Source organism: Lonsdalea populi, assembly GCF_015999465.1.
Classification (GTDB): Bacteria; Pseudomonadota; Gammaproteobacteria; order Enterobacterales; family Enterobacteriaceae; genus Lonsdalea; species Lonsdalea populi.
On sequence record NZ_CP065534.1, the window covers coordinates 3,781,203 to 3,796,282 of the forward strand.

General features: G+C 54.4%; 15 protein-coding genes. 13 read left to right on the plus strand and 2 right to left on the minus strand.

All coding sequences use genetic code 11. The annotated features are described in order from the left end of the window. Nucleotides 1-101: 101 nt before the first annotated feature. A complete protein-coding gene (locus I6N93_RS16780; protein ID WP_085687786.1) occupies nt 102-497 on the minus strand; it encodes a YgiW/YdeI family stress tolerance OB fold protein in 396 nt (131 codons plus the stop codon). Nucleotides 498-714: 217 nt separating this feature from the next. Here I6N93_RS16780 and qseB point away from each other — a divergent pair, with 217 nt between their 5' ends. Both qseB and qseC read left to right on the plus strand, forming a co-directional pair. Continuing rightward, the gene (qseB, locus tag I6N93_RS16785) at nt 715-1,377 is read left to right on the plus strand and encodes a quorum sensing response regulator transcription factor QseB (RefSeq protein ID WP_085687784.1); all 663 of its coding nucleotides are present in this window, start codon (nt 715-717) and stop codon (nt 1,375-1,377) included. After that, entirely contained in the window at nt 1,374-2,780 is a 1,407-nt protein-coding gene (gene qseC, locus I6N93_RS16790) for a quorum sensing histidine kinase QseC (RefSeq protein WP_085687782.1), read from the plus strand. Before qseB ends, qseC begins: the two co-directional genes overlap by 4 nt. On the opposite strand, the gene kup is transcribed toward qseC, so the two are convergent. Then, the gene (kup, locus tag I6N93_RS16795; protein ID WP_085687780.1) at nt 2,740-4,608 is read right to left on the minus strand and encodes a low affinity potassium transporter Kup; all 1,869 of its coding nucleotides are present in this window, start codon (nt 4,606-4,608) and stop codon (nt 2,740-2,742) included. The two genes, qseC and kup, sit on opposite strands and share 41 nt — an antisense overlap. Before the next feature lie 233 nt (nt 4,609-4,841). On the opposite strand from kup, the gene ravA reads away from it, so the two are divergent. The 11 genes from ravA (at nt 4,842) to atpH (ending at nt 15,078) form a co-directional block, all read left to right on the plus strand. Continuing rightward, the gene (gene ravA, locus I6N93_RS16800; RefSeq protein WP_085687778.1) at nt 4,842-6,338 is read left to right on the plus strand and encodes an ATPase RavA; all 1,497 of its coding nucleotides are present in this window, start codon (nt 4,842-4,844) and stop codon (nt 6,336-6,338) included. A 6-nt stretch (nt 6,339-6,344) separates the two neighbouring features. Continuing rightward, nucleotides 6,345-7,817 carry an ATPase RavA stimulator ViaA gene (viaA, locus tag I6N93_RS16805; RefSeq protein ID WP_085687776.1) on the plus strand — a complete coding sequence of 491 codons (1,473 nt, stop codon included), beginning with the start codon at nt 6,345-6,347 and terminating at the stop codon, nt 7,815-7,817. A 97-nt stretch (nt 7,818-7,914) separates the two neighbouring features. Beyond that, a complete protein-coding gene (gene asnC, locus I6N93_RS16810; RefSeq protein WP_085687774.1) occupies nt 7,915-8,376 on the plus strand; it encodes a transcriptional regulator AsnC in 462 nt (153 codons plus the stop codon). A 90-nt stretch (nt 8,377-8,466) separates the two neighbouring features. Then, nucleotides 8,467-8,910 (plus strand): FMN-binding protein MioC, encoded by a 444-nt coding sequence (mioC, locus tag I6N93_RS16815; protein WP_085687773.1) that lies wholly within the window; start codon nt 8,467-8,469, stop codon nt 8,908-8,910. Between the two features lie 377 nt (nt 8,911-9,287). After that, entirely contained in the window at nt 9,288-11,177 is a 1,890-nt protein-coding gene (gene mnmG / locus I6N93_RS16820) for a tRNA uridine-5-carboxymethylaminomethyl(34) synthesis enzyme MnmG (RefSeq protein WP_085687771.1), read from the plus strand. Between the two features lie 69 nt (nt 11,178-11,246). After that, nucleotides 11,247-11,867, plus strand: coding sequence for a 16S rRNA (guanine(527)-N(7))-methyltransferase RsmG (gene rsmG / locus I6N93_RS16825; protein ID WP_085687769.1), 621 nt, complete (start codon nt 11,247-11,249; stop codon nt 11,865-11,867). 632 nt (nt 11,868-12,499) lie between these two features. Further along, nucleotides 12,500-12,880, plus strand: coding sequence for a F0F1 ATP synthase subunit I (gene atpI / locus I6N93_RS16830; protein WP_085687767.1), 381 nt, complete (start codon nt 12,500-12,502; stop codon nt 12,878-12,880). A 23-nt stretch (nt 12,881-12,903) separates the two neighbouring features. Then, nucleotides 12,904-13,707, plus strand: coding sequence for a F0F1 ATP synthase subunit A (gene atpB, locus I6N93_RS16835; RefSeq protein WP_085687765.1), 804 nt, complete (start codon nt 12,904-12,906; stop codon nt 13,705-13,707). Between the two features lie 49 nt (nt 13,708-13,756). After that, the gene (gene atpE / locus I6N93_RS16840; RefSeq protein WP_005976545.1) at nt 13,757-13,996 is read left to right on the plus strand and encodes a F0F1 ATP synthase subunit C; all 240 of its coding nucleotides are present in this window, start codon (nt 13,757-13,759) and stop codon (nt 13,994-13,996) included. Nucleotides 13,997-14,059: 63 nt separating this feature from the next. Further along, the gene (atpF, locus tag I6N93_RS16845; protein WP_026738608.1) at nt 14,060-14,530 is read left to right on the plus strand and encodes a F0F1 ATP synthase subunit B; all 471 of its coding nucleotides are present in this window, start codon (nt 14,060-14,062) and stop codon (nt 14,528-14,530) included. 14 nt (nt 14,531-14,544) lie between these two features. After that, entirely contained in the window at nt 14,545-15,078 is a 534-nt protein-coding gene (gene atpH, locus I6N93_RS16850) for a F0F1 ATP synthase subunit delta (RefSeq protein ID WP_085687763.1), read from the plus strand. Nucleotides 15,079-15,080 lie beyond the last annotated feature (2 nt).

Below are 15,080 nucleotides of genomic sequence, written 5' to 3' on the forward strand. Positions count from 1 at the left end.
TAAAAAACAAGGGGGAAGAACATATTAAAGGATGGAGAAAGCAAAAAAACAGGAACTGGGGCGGGCAAACCCGCCCGGAAAAGAGGAGTGTTAAAGACGTGTCAATTCTGTATTTTCTTTACCTGTTTCACATCCAGCTCTGCGGAGTTGAAGCCTTTATCCAGCTCGCCTTGCAGCTCCACCTTGTCGGTCGGCGTCACGCTCTGGCCGTTCCAGTATTTGTCGTCGATCTCGACCGTTATCGTGCCGCTTTCGTCGCGGAACAGGTAATCCTCGCTGCCGACGCGGCGTTCAATATGTCCGCGCACCGTCACCCAACTGTCGTCCTTCATCTCTTTGGCTTTCGCCACAGTCGTTACGCTCCCGTCGGGACCGGAAAACCCGCCGGCGGAATGCGACGGGGACGCATTAGGCTCCACAAATCCGCCGGTCTGAGCGGCAAAAACCGAGGCGGAACACAGGGCGGTGATAGCGAATATTGCTGCTGTTTTTTTCATAGAATACTCCTTAATACCTTTAATTGCCGTAGGGTAAAACTGCGTTTGATTTGCCTTACAGCACCACTAAAACAAAAAGTTCTTAACAGGATCTTAAGGATAGCCAATCATCCGTTATTTTTATCAATAGGGTGGTTATCGCCACATTCCGGGACCGTTGAACTGTTCTCCCTGTACCGTCCCCCGCTAACATCCCCTCAACGCAAGGTGGGAGAAAATGAGAATACTGCTGATAGAAGACGACCGGCTGATAGGCGACGGCATTAAGGCTGGGTTGAGCAAACTGGGGTTTAGCGTCGACTGGTTTCTGCAAGGCGAACAGGGCATGCAGGCGTTGCACGCCGCCCCTTACGACGCGGTAGTGCTGGACCTGAGCCTGCCGGAAATAGATGGTCTGGTCATCCTGCGACGCTGGCGGGAGGCCGGAGAGTCAATCCCCGTGCTGATTCTGACCGCGCGCGACGCGCTGGAAAATCGGGTTCAGGGATTACAGGACGGCGCAGACGACTACCTGTGCAAACCATTCGCCCTCACTGAAGTGGCCGCGCGGTTGCAGGCGTTGATCCGCCGCCGTCACGGCGAGCTGCGGCCAAAGCTCGTCTACGACAACGTGGCGTTAGAGCCGGGAACGCGCACCGTCACCGTCGACGATCGTCCGGTCGAGCTGAAGTCGCGCGAACTGGCGCTGCTGGAGCTGTTCATGATGAACGCCGGTCGGATTCTGACGCGCGCGCAGTTGGAGGAAAAGCTGTACGGCTGGGACGATGACGTTTCCAGCAACGCCGTGGAAGTCCACATTCATCATTTGCGCAAAAAGCTGGGCAGCCACGTCATCCGTACCGTCCACGGCGTGGGTTACCGGCTGGGAGACGCCCTATGAAACGATTGAATCTGAGCCTGCGGCTGCTGCTGGGCTTCATGCTGCTGACGCTGCTGTGCTGGGGCGCGGCCGCCTTACTTGCCTGGCAACAGACGCGGCATAACATCAACGAGCTGTTCGATACCCAGCAACTGCTGTTCGCCAAACGGCTGGCCACCCTCACGCCTCAGGATCTCCAACCTCAGGCGCTACCGGCCGCCCGGCAAATCACGAAAAAGGCGCGAGGCGAACAGGATGAGGATGCGCTGGCCTTCGCCATTTTCCGGACCGACGGACAGCGAATACTGAGTGACGACGACAACGGCAAACGATTTCTGTTCTCCGACTATCGACACGATGGCTTCACCACCGGCCAATTACACGACGACGACGATCTCTGGCGGCTGGTATGGCTGACCACGCCGGATAAACGCCATGTGGTGGCCGTCGGACAGGAGGTGGAATATCGTCACGATATGGCGCTCAATATCGTAAAAACCAATCTCATGCCCTGGCTGGCCGCCCTGCCCGTGATGCTGATCTTGCTGTTCCTGCTGGTCACCTACGAGCTGCGGCCGCTGACGCATATCGCACGCCAGCTCGGACAGCGCCGCCCGGATGATGAGTCGCCTATCGCCACGCCGAGACTGCCGCCAGAAGTGCGCCCGCTGGTGGACGCCCTGAACGGCCTGTTAGCCCGCATCAGCGCCATGCTGACGCGGGAGCGTCGTTTCACCTCCGATGCCGCCCATGAACTGCGCAGCCCGTTAGCCGCGCTGAAGGTGCAAGCCGAGGTCGTCCAACTGGCTCATGACGATGAAGAGATGCGCCGACGCGCGCTCGGCCAACTGGACGCAGGCATCGACCGGGCGGCCCGGCTGGTCGATCAACTGCTGACCCTCTCTCGTCTCGACGTCGACAAAGATCTCACATCATCGGAGACGGTGCATTGGCAGCCGCTGCTTCAGCAGGCCGTCGCCGCTCAGACGGAGGAAGCCCAGCGTCAGGGCGTGACGCTAAACCTCAACATGCCAGAAACGTCCGTGGTCACGCCGGGCAATGCGCTGCTGTTGACGCTGCTGGTGCGCAATCTGCTGGATAATGCCATTCGTTACGGCAATCACGGCGCAAGCGGCGTCGTACGCATCCTGTTGACGAGGGAGGGATTGGAAGTGGCCGACGAAGGACCGGGCGTACACGAGGGGATATTGCAGCGGTTGGGCGAACGCTTCTTTCGTCCGCCCGGTCAGGAAGCATCGGGCAGCGGACTGGGCCTGTCGATAGTGAACCGGATCGCCCACCAGCATGGTATGACGACACGGTTCGCCAATCTGCCGGGCGGCGGATTCTCCGCCCAACTGACCTGGACGCTAACCGAGGCCACTAGATTTCTACCTGAATCCCCAACTCAATCAGTCGGTTAGGCGGAATTTCAAACTGTTCGGCGGCTCTCAGCGCGTTGCGGCTCAGCATCATGAACAGCTTGCCTCGACCGCGCAGATACCACGGACGTTTGCCCATAATCAGCGATTCGTTGGACATGAAGAAGGTGGTTTCCAGCATCTGACAGGCCAGGCCGTCCTGCCAGCAGCGGTGGAAAACCTCTTCCACGTTGGGCGTTTCCCGCCACCCGTAGCGGGCGATGACCCGCCAGAACGAGGGGGAAAGCTGTTCGACCGTCACCCGGCGAGCGTTATGCACATATGGCGCATCTTCGGTCCGCATCGTCAGCAGAACCACGCGCTCATGCAATACCTTGTTATGCTTCAGGTTGTGCAGCAGCGCAAAGGGGATGACGTGCGTCGCGCGGGAGAAGTAAACCGCCGTGCCCGGCACCCGCACCGGCGGGTTTTTCTCCAGCGAAGCGATCATCGCCTCCAACGAGTTGCCGTGTTCATTCAGCCGCCTCATCAGACGGAAACGCTCGCTCTTCCAGGTGGTCATGATGACGAACATCACCATGCCCAGCGCCAGAGGCAACCAACCGCCGGAGAAAATTTTCATGGCGTTGGCCAGGAACATCGGCACGTCGATCATCAGCAGTACCGCCAACAATAGATAGACCACATAACGATACCAGCGCCAGTTTTTGACCGCGACGATACACACCAGAATACTGGTCAGCACCATCGTCCCGGTCACCGCAATCCCATACGCCGCCGCCAGTCGGCTCGAGTGCTCAAAGCTGACGATCACCAGTACCACCGCCACATACAGCAGCCAGTTAATCACCGGAATATAGATTTGCCCGGACTCCATATCGGAGGTATGCACAATCTTCATCGGCGGCAAATAACCGAGACGAACCGCCTGACGGGTGAGGGAGAACACGCCGGAGATTACCGCCTGCGAAGCGATGATAGTCGCTAAAGCGGCCAGCACCAGCAGCGGGATCAGCGCCCAGTCGGGTGCCAACAGGAAGAACGGGTTTTTAATGGCGTCGGGATTTTTCAGCAGTAGCGCGCCCTGACCGAAGTAGTTGAGCACCAGCGACGGCAGCACCACCAGGAACCAGGCGATGCGGATAGGCAATTTGCCGAAGTGCCCCATGTCGGCGTACAAGGCTTCAACCCCGGTAATGGCCAGCACCACCGCGCCCAGCGCGAAGAAGGACATCATCTTATATTTGATGAAGAAGTTCACGGCCCACACCGGGTTCAGCGCCTGCAATACCAGCGGATTGTCGATCACGCTGCGCGCGCCGAGAATGCCGAGCGTCAGGAACCAGACCAGCATCACCGGCGCGAACAGACTCCCAACGCGTCCGGTGCCGTGTTTTTGGATCATGAACAACAGCGTCAGAACGGCGATGGAGACGGGGATGATATAAGATTCCAACGAGGGCGCGACGATATCCAACCCCTCTATCGCCGACATCACTGAGATAGCCGGTGTTATGACGACTTCGCCGTAAAAAAAGCTGCCGCCGATCAACCCCATAATAACGACTATCGCCGTGACTCGGTCCGAGGTATTGCGCCCGGCCAGAGACATTAATGTCAGTATGCCCCCTTCCCCGGCGTTGTCCGCCCGCATGACGTAACTCAGGTATTTCATTGAAACGACTAATACCAACAGCCAGAAAATCAGCGACAGAAAACCGTATACAGACTCCGCCCCTACGCCGAAACCAAACTGCCCGGACAAACATTCCCTAAGGGTATAAAGCGGGCTAGTACCGATATCGCCATATACCACCCCTATTGCTGCCAGCGTAATGGCTGGCAATGGACGTTTATGTTCTGAATTCATAAACTCTATCTTCTGTAGTCCATTGACATGTTGAACGCCCCATGAATTGGCCCGCCCCAAAAAAGCTCAGTATGCACAAATCGCGCTAAAAGCCCATTGTTAAAACCCGCCGTCCTGTTTCATCGACAGGACAACGATTGATTAACGCCGCTAACAATGCCCATAATCAGCTAATAATTCTTCAGCCGGACTGTTAATCTCAAACGGTGACTGACGGCAATGATGGATAAATAATGATACGACCCACCGCGCTGGCTGACCGAATCGCCCGCCTGAGCCAAGCCCTCGAACACGGCCTGTACGAAAGACAACACGCCATACGCTTATGCCTGCTGGCCGCGCTGAGCGGTGAAAGCGTCTTTTTACTTGGACCGCCGGGGATTGCAAAAAGCCTTATCGCCCGCCGTCTGAAATATGCGTTCAGAGATTCCCGGGCTTTTGAATATCTGATGACGCGCTTTTCCACGCCGGAAGAGGTCTTCGGACCGTTATCGATTCAGGCGCTAAAAGATGAAGGGCGCTACCAGCGTCTGACCTCCGGCTATCTGCCGGAAGCGGAGATCGTGTTTCTGGATGAGATCTGGAAGGCGGGCCCGGCGATACTGAATACCCTGCTGACCGCCATCAATGAACGGCGCTTTCGCAACGGCGACAGCGAAGAGCCGATTCCCATGCGCCTGCTGGTTACCGCCTCCAACGAACTGCCTGAAGCCGACAGCAGTCTGGAAGCGCTCTACGACCGAATGTTGATCCGCCTGTGGCTCTGCCGCGTGCAGGACAAACAGAACTTCCGGGCCATGCTGACTACCAGCGGCGGAGAACGCGATAATCCGGTCAGCGACGCCTTGAGCGTCAGCGGCGAAGAGTATGTGCTGTGGCAGTCGCTCATTAACCAGATAACGCTGCCGGATGCGTGTTTCGATTTGATTTTCCAACTGCGCCAACGACTGGACTCGCAGGAAAATGCGCCCTATGTCTCCGATCGCCGCTGGAAGAAAGCCATTCGTCTGCTTCAGGCCTGCGCCTTCTTCAGCGGGCGGGACAACATTACGCCGGTGGATATCATACTGCTTAAAGATTGCCTCTGGCACGACAACACCTCGTTCGATCTGGTGAAACAGTTGATGAATCAGCTGATGACCGAGCACGCCTACCAGCAGCAGACTCTGCTTTTCCGGCTCCAGCAGCTTAATCTCGAACGGCAACAGTACGAGCAGCAGCAGAGTGAGCGACAGGCCTTCCGAGTGGAAAAACGGGGCAATATCTTCGCTCGCAAACCGCACTACACACTGCCTGAAACCCTCGCCGACGAGCAACTGACGCTGGTGCTGCAAACTCCGCTGGTGCTGAACGATCGCACGGTCACTCATCTGGTCTTCGAGACCAAGGCGTTGTCTCACTGGTTGAACGCCGGAGGAGAAATCCGCGCGAAACTCAACGGCCTAGGATACGGGCAACGCATCGATATGAAAGTCAACGAATCTCAGCACTTGGTGGTCCATGACATCAGCCTACAGAGCACCACGCTTTCGTTACCGGACAAAAACAACATCAAGCTGCCCGAGTCTTTGTTGCAGCAATACGACACATTGAAATTACAGCTTAAAGAGCAGCAGCGCCGCTTCTCACAGCATCAGCCTTGCCTGTTCATCCCAAAAGAGTGGTTCGCGCGGATTGAGGAAAGCCTGCGGCTGGTCGATGAACAGATAGAACAGTCTCGACAGGAGTAACCCCCAATGCTGACGCTGGAATCGCTGGAGCTCCTGCTTTCTATTGATGAAAACCATCTCCTGGACGATATGCTCGTCACGCTGCTGTCGACGCCGCAACTGGCGATGTTCTTCGAAAAGCATCCGCGACTAAAATCCGCCGTCATGAACGATCTCCCCAAGTGGAAAACGCTTTTGCAGCAGCGGATCCATACCACGGCGGCCCCGGAAGAACTCGAAAAGGAAGTGGCGGGCTACCAACAGGCGCTGGCCACCAGCCGCCATACTTTGCCATCCCGCATGCCGGAGCTGATGATGCTGCTGAAAGAAGTCAATTCGCCGTTTCTGGCTCAGGCGGACAAACTACGCCACTCGCCGGATACCTCCGACCATGAGATGAGCCAGGGATTACATGCGCTGTTTATCCAGCGCTGGCGCGCCAGCCTGACGCAGCAGACGCTGGAGCTGCATCACCGGATCGTCGAGCAGGAGCGGGATACTCTGCTAGAGGAGTTGCAGCAGCGTCTCACCGTCACCCAATCACTCATTCCGGTATTGGCGGAAAACGATACCGCTTCAGGTCGATTATGGGATCTCAGCGCAGGGAAGCGTCTGCTCCCGGATCTGCAACCGTTGCTCGCCACCAGCGCCTTCTTGCAGCAACAGCCTGAACTCCAGCAATTGGCCGAACGCCTGGGCCGCAGCAATGAAACCAAAACGGTACTCAGTCACACGGCGCCGCTCGAAACGTTCAAGGTGATGATTCGCGAGCCGTCCCTGACGCCGGAACAGGTCAGCGGCATTCACCAGAGCGATGATATTCTGCGATTGATCCCGACTGAGCTGTCAACGCTTGGCGTTGACGAACTGGAGTACGAGTTCTATCGCCGGCTGGCGGAACATCGCCTGCTTACTTACCGCCTGCAGGGCGAAGGCTGGCGAGAAAAGATTCAGAAGCGTCCGGTCGTTCGTCAAAATCAGGAGCAGCAGCCGCGCGGGCCGTTCGTCCTCTGCGTCGATACCTCCGGCTCGATGGGCGGCTTCAATGAGCGATGCGCCAAAGCATTCTGTCTGGCATTAATGCGCATCGCGCTGGAAGATAATCGCCGCTGCTACATCATGCTGTTCTCGACGGGCGTCGTGAGCTACGAGCTGACATCCGCCAACGGTCTGGACGAAGCGATTCGCTTCCTTAATCAGTCGTTTCGCGGCGGTACGGACGTGGCGGACTGCGTCGCCGCGCTGCTGGATATCATGATCAGTCAGCAATGGCAGGACGCGGACGCCGTCATGATCTCGGATTTTATCGCCCAGCGTCTTCCGGAGTCGCTGATCGCGGAAGTCCGGCGGCGTCAGCGCCAGTATCATCATCGTTTTCACGCGGTAGCGATGTCCGATCACGGGAAACCAGGCATCTTGCATATTTTTGACCATATCTGGCGCTTCAACACTGGGCTGAAAAGCCGTTTGCAGCGTCGTCTGCACCACTCGAAAAGCTGAGCGGCCGCTCGGCTTTTTCCAACATCGCCGTGATAGACGTTGCTTCAACCCGCCATTCGCAGTAAAACGCAGAAACAGACAACAATAGAGACGTGTTATGGCCGACAGCTATTCAATGGACGAACTCGACCGCAGTATCCTCGGCGCGCTGATGGAAAATGCGCGGACACCTTATGCGGAACTCGCCAAGCAGTTCGCGGTCAGCCCCGGCACCATCCATGTCCGGGTAGAAAAAATGAAGCAGGCTGGCATTATCGTCGGCACGCGTCTGGACGTGAATCCCAAGCAGCTGGGTTACGACGTATGCTGTTTTATCGGCATTATCCTGAAGAGCGCCAAAGATTACCCCTCCGCGCTCGAAAAGCTGAATAACCTCGAAGAAGTGGTGGAAGCCTATTACACCACCGGGCACTACAGCGTGTTCATCAAGGTGATGTGTCGCTCTATCGATGCGTTGCAGGATGTACTTATCAACAAGATCCAGACCATTGATGAAATTCAGTCCACGGAGACGCTGATCTCCCTGCAAAACCCCATCATGCGGACTATCACGCCCTGAGTCTTTTTTTCTATCCCCCTATTATCCACAGGTAGATCCCACCAAAATCACAGCGTACAATGGCCGTCTTTTCATCCGACGGGATCGTGTATGACCCATATCACTCTTATTAGCGGTAGCACGCTTGGCAGCGCGGAGTACGTCGCAGAGCATCTGGAAACCCTGCTGCAACAGGCTAACTTTTCCACCACGCTGTTGCATGGCCCCGAACTCAGCGAGGTTTCTACGCAAGGGTTATGGCTGGTGATCACCTCTACGCATGGCGCTGGTGACTTGCCAGACAACTTGAAAACGTTGTTTGAGGAAATAGAAGCGAATAAGCCCGATTTATCGGAGATCCGTTTTGGCGCTATCGGGATAGGCAGTAAAGAGTACGACACATACTGTGGTGCGATCCTGACGGTCGATCGCATTTTGCAGGATCGTGGAGCCAAAAGGATCGGCGAAATCCTTAAGATCGACATTACCCAACACGAAATACCGGAGGATCCAGCGGAAGAATGGCTGGGATCGTGGACTAATTTACTCAGATAATGCCTTTTTTCATCCTTTTATCTGTGGATAAAGTGCCTTACAACAAGGGTAAAACCGGTAGTTATCCCAATAACAACTGCCGCTCGTTTTCTGACCTGTGCATAACTCCCCATTCGGATCCCAGCTTATACTGTGTGGGATCACCGTTCTTTCACAGCTAATGATCCCGATCAAAGGGTTGATCTTTCTTACGAATTTTGGGTTATCCACAGATAACGTCGATCCTAATAAGAGATCTAATAAAGAGATCTTTAAATAAAAAGATCTTTCTTTAATTACCTGACGATCAACCGCGCTTGGTCGTTCGAACAAACTTGAGTAGAATCCCCCACCCCAGGGCCGTAACGATCGTTCGCAACCACGCGAGGTGCAGTACCATGTTTTATCCAGATCCTTTTGACGTCATTGTGATCGGCGGAGGTCACGCCGGCACAGAAGCCGCGATGGCTTCTGCTCGAATGGGACGTCAAACCCTTTTACTGACGCATAACATTGATACGCTGGGACAAATGTCATGCAACCCAGCGATTGGCGGAATCGGAAAAGGACATCTGGTCAAAGAGATCGACGCCATGGGCGGCCTGATGGCCAGCGCTATCGACCAGGCGGGTATTCAGTTTAGGATACTAAACATCAGCAAAGGGCCAGCGGTTCGCGCAACCCGTGCTCAGGCAGACCGCGTTCTGTATCGGCTGGCGGTGAGAACGGCGCTGGAGAATCAAGAGAACCTGACGATCTTCCAGCAGGCCGTTGATGATCTGATAGTGGAAAACGATCGCGTAGTGGGCGTCGTCACCCAGATGGGGCTGAAATTCCGCTCTAAATCCGTCGTTCTAACCGTCGGGACTTTCCTGGACGGCAAAATTCATATCGGAATGGATAACTACAGCGGTGGCCGTGCTGGCGATCCGCCGTCCATTCCGCTGGCCAGACGTCTGCGGGAACTGCCGCTGCGCGTCGGCCGTCTGAAAACAGGGACACCGCCGCGTATCGACGCACGCACTATCGATTTCAGCGTGCTGGGCCAACAGCATGGCGACAACCCGATGCCGGTCTTCTCCTTCATGGGAAACACCAGTCAGCATCCGGCGCAGATGCCGTGCTACATCACGCATACCAACGAACATACGCATGAGGTGATCCGTAATAATTTGGATCGCAGCCCGATGTACGCCGGCATTATCGAAGGCATCGGTCCCCGTTACTGCCCGTCTATCGAAGACAAAGTCATGCGCTTCGCCGACCGCAATGCTCACCAGATCTTCCTGGAGCCGGAAGGACTGACCAGCAACGAAATATACCCGAACGGTATCTCGACCAGCCTGCCGTTCGACGTGCAATGGCAGATTGTTCGCTCGATGGTCGGGATGGAAAATGCACGCATTGTTCGTCCGGGCTACGCGATCGAATATGACTTTTTCGATCCCCGCGATCTCAAACCGACGCTGGAAAACAAATTTATCCACGGCTTGTTCTTCGCCGGCCAGATCAACGGCACCACCGGTTATGAAGAGGCCGCGGCTCAAGGCATGCTGGCAGGACTTAATGCAGCACGGCTGGCTTTCGAGCAGGAAGGATGGACTCCTCGCCGCGATCAGGCCTACATCGGCGTGCTGGTGGACGATCTCTGCACGCTGGGCACCAAAGAGCCGTACCGCATGTTCACCTCGCGCGCGGAATACCGGCTGATGCTGCGGGAAGACAATGCGGACCTGCGTCTGACCGAGCAAGGTCGACAGCTTGGGATGGTGGACGATGCTCGCTGGGCGCATTTCAACGACAAGCTGGAAAGCATCGAGAAAGAGCGGCAGCGCCTGCGCGATGTATTCGTCCACCCACATTCGGAACAGGTTGCCGAGATTAACTCGCTGCTGAAAGCGCCGCTGTCGCGTGAAGCCAATGGTGAAGATTTGCTGCGTCGCCCTGAAATCGACTATGCGCTGCTAACCCAGCTGCCGATGTTCGCTCCGGCGCTGACCGATGACAAAGCGGCGGAACAGGTCGAGATTCAGGTCAAATACGAAGGCTATATCGCCCGTCAGTTGGAAGAGATCGAAAAACAGCAGCGTAATGAAAATACCTTGCTGCCGGCCGATCTGGACTATCGTCAGGTCAGCGGGCTCTCAAACGAAGTGGTCGCCAAGCTCAACGATCACAAGCCGGGCTCGATCGGCCAGGCATCCCGTATCTCCGGCGTCACGCCTGCCGCCATCTCCATTTTGCTGGTGTGGTTGAAGAAACAAGGGATGCTGCGCCGCAGCGCCTAAAAGAGCGCGGCCGAACGCCGCGCTGCATGATGTCTATCGAGCTAACAGAACGAAAAATCAGGATTTTGCGTGCTTACGAAACTAAACCTCCTGCTGGACAGCGCAGGTATAACGTTGACCGATCGCCAGAAAACACAGCTGATACAGTATGTTGAACTGCTGAATAAGTGGAACAAGGCCTATAATCTGACTTCGGTGCGCGAGCCCGGCCAAATGCTGGTGCGCCACATCATGGATAGCCTGGTGGTGGAACCGCATCTGAAAGGACTGCGTTTTATCGATGTCGGCACCGGTCCGGGCCTGCCCGGCATTCCGTTGGCCATCATTCGTCCTGACTCCCATTTCGTCCTGTTAGACAGCTTGGGCAAGCGTGTACGTTTTCTCCGTCAGGTGCAGCATGAGCTGCAGTTGGAAAATATCGAACCGGTGCAGAGCCGCGTTGAGGACTTCCCCGCGGATCCTGCGTTTGACGGTGTCATCAGCCGCGCCTTCGCTTCTCTGCAGGATATGGTCGAATGGTGTCACCATCTTCCGTCGCGTCCTCAGGGGCGTTTTTACGCGCTTAAAGGCGTACTTCCCGATGATGAGCTGAATGCCTTGCCGGAGGGCAGTTCCGCTGAGTCTATCGTCAAATTGAGCGTACCCGAGCAGGAGGGGGAGCGTCATTTGGTCATCTTGCGTCAGCTTTAATGTTGTTTTTTATCAAATAAGCACGAAGTAATCGCACTTATCGCCCGATAGTCAGGGGCGTGCACGTGATAAATTAGCGGCCTCAGTAATTTTAATGTGATGTTACACAGCGGTGTCTTTAATGCATTTTGACGAGAGTGTGGGGGGGTGTTTTTTTAAACAGCCTGGCAATTTCGGTGCCGTTTTAAGTGACGGATACGTGTTAATGATGTGAGATAAAATCATTCGGAATGTCAATAACCGGTTTTCGCTGTGGTTTTGTTATGTTTGCTGAGTGTTGGTTTTTAACTATTTGAAATTAAATAAATAAAAATAGCTATTTTTGCTAAAGACAAAAAAAAAGCCGATCGTATATAAAACGCTGTAACGCGTTTTATGTGAGTGATATCACACAATGTAGCCGATTTAGTGCCGGTTTTATTAAAGTCGTGTTAACAGCATAGCGAGTAAAAATAAGGCTTCTGAAATAAATTTAAATAATCGTTCACCTTTTGGCTACTTATTGATTGAATTCGCATGGCTGAAACGTATAATTTGCTCGTTTTTTGCTGCTTGACTCGATGCGCTAAAGGCAGTTTTATACGACTTTGTTCAGGATACCTATTAGAAAAGGTACGGGGAGAGCAAGCGTCATGTCTGTACCCCTTTACAATGGGAAGGTCGCGCTGCATTCGTTGCTGATACAATGTGTGGTGCTGTTGGCGTTGAGCGCTATTTTCGCCACGGTAAGCCACCAAGCCGCGGTTTCCGCATTAGGCGGGGGATTGGCAGCCTGGTTGCCGAATATGGTGTTTATGCTGTTAGCCTTACGGAACGTGCAGACACCGTCGGCAGGACGCATTGCCTGGTCATTTGCTGTGGGCGAAGCGCTGAAAATGCTCTTCACCATTGCATTGTTGGTGGTGGCGTTAGGCGGGTTCCATGCGGCGTTCCTTCCGCTTGGCCTGACATACTTGTCTGTGTTGGTCATCCAGATCGTGGCACCCGCTGTCATTAACCGTTACCGTAGTTAACAACATAAAGGGTAAGAGACATCATGTCTGCTTCAGGAGAAATCTCTACTCCGCAAGAGTATATCGGCCATCATCTGACGCATTTACAGGTGGGTTCAGGCTTCTGGGCTATCAACATCGATTCGATGTTTTTCTCAGTCGCTCTTGGCATACTCTTTCTGGTCATCTTTCGTTCAGTCGCTAAAAACGCAACCAGCGGCGTGCCTGGCAAGCTGCAAACCGCAGTTGAGCTGGTCGTCGGTTTCGTTGATAGCAGCGTGCGTGACATGTATCACGGCAAGAGCAAGTTGATTGCTCCTTTGGCGCTGACCATTTTCGTCTGGGTTTTCCTGATGAACTTTATGGACCTGCTGCCGATCGATTTGCTGCCGCAAATTTGGGCGAAGATTTATAGCGCCGCCGGGTACGATCCTGCTCATGCCTATTTGCGCGTGGTGCCTTCCGCCGATGTAAACATTACGCTGTCGATGGCGTTAGGCGTTTTCATTCTGATTCTGTTCTACAGCATCAAAATGAAAGGCGTGGGCGGCTTTGTCAAAGAGCTGACACTGCAGCCGTTTAATCATCCTGTCTTTATTCCTGTCAACCTGATTCTTGAAGGTGTCAGCCTGCTGTCCAAACCGGTTTCACTGGGTTTGCGACTGTTTGGCAACATGTATGCGGGTGAGTTGATCTTCATCCTGATTGCCGGTTTGTTGCCGTGGTGGTCTCAATGGTTGTTGAATGTCCCATGGGCCATTTTCCACATCCTGATCATCACGCTTCAGGCCTTTATTTTCATGGTTCTGACGGTTGTTTATCTCTCGATGGCATCTGAAGAGCATTGATTTTCTTTCAACACAATAACGTTTTAACTGAAACAAACTGGAGACTGTCATGGAAAACCTGAGTGTGGATCTGCTGTACATGGCTGCCGCGTTGATGATGGGTTTGGCGGCTATCGGTGCTGCGATCGGTATCGGCATTCTGGGTGGTAAATTTTTGGAAGGCGCTGCACGTCAGCCCGATCTGATTCCTCTGCTGCGTACACAGTTCTTTATCGTAATGGGTCTGGTGGATGCAATCCCGATGATCGCTGTTGGTTTGGGTCTGTATGTGATGTTTGCGGTCGCCTAAACAAGTTTGCGCTTGTCAGGTGGTGGAACATCAACCATTTAACTTACGAAGAGGCATTGTGCTGTGAATATTAACGCTACAATCCTCGGCCAGGCCATTGCGTTTGTCCTGTTTGTCCTGTTCTGCATGAAGTACATATGGCCGCCGATTATGGCTGCCATTGAGAAGCGTCAAAAAGAAATTGCTGACGGTCTGTCTTCTGCAGAACGCGCCAAGAACGATCTGAACCTAGCGCAGGCCAATGCGACCGATCAACTGAAGAAAGCTAAAGCGGATGCTCAGGTCATTATTGAGCAGGCGAATAAGCAACGCGCTCAGATTCTGGAAGAAGCGAAAGTGGAAGCAGAAACGGAACGCAACAAAATTGTGGCGCAGGCCCAGGCTGAGATTGACGCTGAACGCAAGCGCGCTCGTGAAGAGCTGCGTAAGCAGGTCGCCTCGCTGGCCATTGCGGGTGCCGAGAGAATTATTGAACGTTCCGTGGATGAAGCTGCCAACAGCGACATCGTCGATAAACTGGTCGCTGAACTGTAAGGAGGAAGGGGCTGATGTCTGAATTTGTCACGGTAGCTCGCCCCTACGCCAAAGCAGCTTTTGACTTTGCCGCAGAACACCAGGCGGTTGAACACTGGCAGTACATGCTGGCATTTGCTGCGGAAGTAAGCCGAGATGAACTGATCGCCGAACTGCTTTCCGGCGCTGTTGCGCCGCAAACGCTGGCGAATACCTTCATCGAGGTATGCGGTGATCAACTGGATGATGCGGGCCAAAACCTAATTCGGGTTATGGCCGAAAACGGGCGTTTACCGGTGCTTACTGAAGTGCTGGAACAGTTTGTTCAACTTCGTGCGGCACAGGAATCGACAGTTAATGTCGAGGTGATTTCCGCCGCGACGTTGAGCGAGCAGCAGCTATCCAAGATAGCGGTTGCGATGGAACAACGTCTGTCACGTAAAGTGAAGCTGAATTGCAAAATTGATAAGTCTGTTATGGCCGGCGTGATCATTCGCGCAGGCGATATGGTGATAGACGGCAGTATTCGTGGTCGTCTGGAGCGTCTGGCAGACGTCTTGCAGTCTTAAGG